Genomic DNA, 1,379 nt, shown 5'->3' with positions numbered 1-1,379 from the left:
ATCCGCTCTTCTAGTGTTAATCGTCTGCGAGATTTTTGCATAATTCAACAAAGATAAAATTTATCATTTGTTGCATTAAGTTATTGAATTCTCCACGTTTTTCATAAATGGTGCATAACGTCCCGCCGGCTTTGAGCTGGTGGGAGCTTTTATTACTGATGTTTTACAAATATACCGAAAAGATTGAAAGAAAAAAGTTGAAAAATAGGAGAGAAGTACAAACACTAGCACTTGCCGATACACACTAAACACCCACTAGCTCAAAACCGCTGTTATGCGCTGCCTTTAATCTTTTTCTAATAGTTCTTTATTTACTTCCTCAAGAGTTTCAGGACTGAGTTTTATACTTTCCTTCAAAGAATTATATACTGGGTCAGGATATTTGCTAATAGCAATAAGAATGTATTTTGATATTTTTTCATTTCTATATTCGTTGTAGTCTCTTTCAGCAAGTGTTTTTTCGAAAAATTTTAAAGTTTCTTGTTTGGGATATTTTGCTAATGCTTTGAAGAAGAGAGAATAGCCGTATTCATCAACTAAATAGTCTCTAATTATTTTTTTGCAGGCTTTTTTTAAATATGGGTAGAAATAATCATCGTGAAAAATAAATGTACATCGAACTGCTTCATATTTAGCTTTTTCATCATTAAAAAAAGATGCAATTAGCTTTTTGTCTGTTTCTTTCTTATAGGTTGCAAGATTATATATTGCAGCATAATTTTTTTCTTGCTTTACTAGAGAAAGTATTAAATTATAATTTTCGGAAGTCGGTTCTAATGCAAATATTACACTTGTTCTTGTAGAAAGTTTAGAATTATTGTCTGCAATTAGTAATGCTTCAATTGTATTTTTTTGTTCAGTTGATAATTTAGGGAAATCTAAGTCGACAAAATATTCCTCAGTGACAATGTCTATGAAATAGTCTGTAGTATAACTACTCCTTCTAATACAGCCACTTTGAGTTGTGACGGTAGTGGTATCTTTGATTTGATTAAGAATTATATCATAAAGGTTATTGTATTTTTTACTTGCAAGGACTAAGAATGCTAAGGATTTAACTTGTCCATTTTTATGTTTGGTGAGATCTATTAGTTGTGCTTCTGATGCACATTTTTTTAAATTTATAAAATCATCTGATTCTAAAATTGATGGTCCATTTTTTGTTTGTTTATAGTATAAATAACCTTGTTGTTCAATTTGTTGAATGACTTTAGGTAATTCTTGGCAATTGACCAAATTAGATATAAACAATATTATTAGGACTATTTTATTCACGTTTTTTTATGTATTGTCCTAAAATAGTTGACAAAATTTAGATTAAAAATTTAAGCTAATATACGTTTTTTCTTATTTGACTTATAGGATTTGTAAATTACATT

Annotated in this window: 1 protein-coding gene; it reads right to left on the bottom strand. The window is 29.0% G+C overall.

The features are described from left to right. Nucleotides 1–285 precede the first annotated feature (285 nt). The gene (locus tag G498_RS0110095; RefSeq protein WP_026981037.1) at nucleotides 286–1,275 is read right to left on the bottom strand and encodes a hypothetical protein; all 990 of its coding nucleotides are present in this window, start codon (nucleotides 1,273–1,275) and stop codon (nucleotides 286–288) included. Nucleotides 1,276–1,379 lie beyond the last annotated feature (104 nt).

The sequence above is a fragment of the Flavobacterium suncheonense GH29-5 = DSM 17707 genome, from assembly GCF_000430025.1.
In the GTDB taxonomy this organism is placed as follows: Bacteria; Bacteroidota; Bacteroidia; order Flavobacteriales; family Flavobacteriaceae; genus Flavobacterium; species Flavobacterium suncheonense.
The sequence above is the reverse complement of the archived record's forward strand: the minus strand, read 5'-3'. Positions and strand labels throughout refer to the sequence as shown.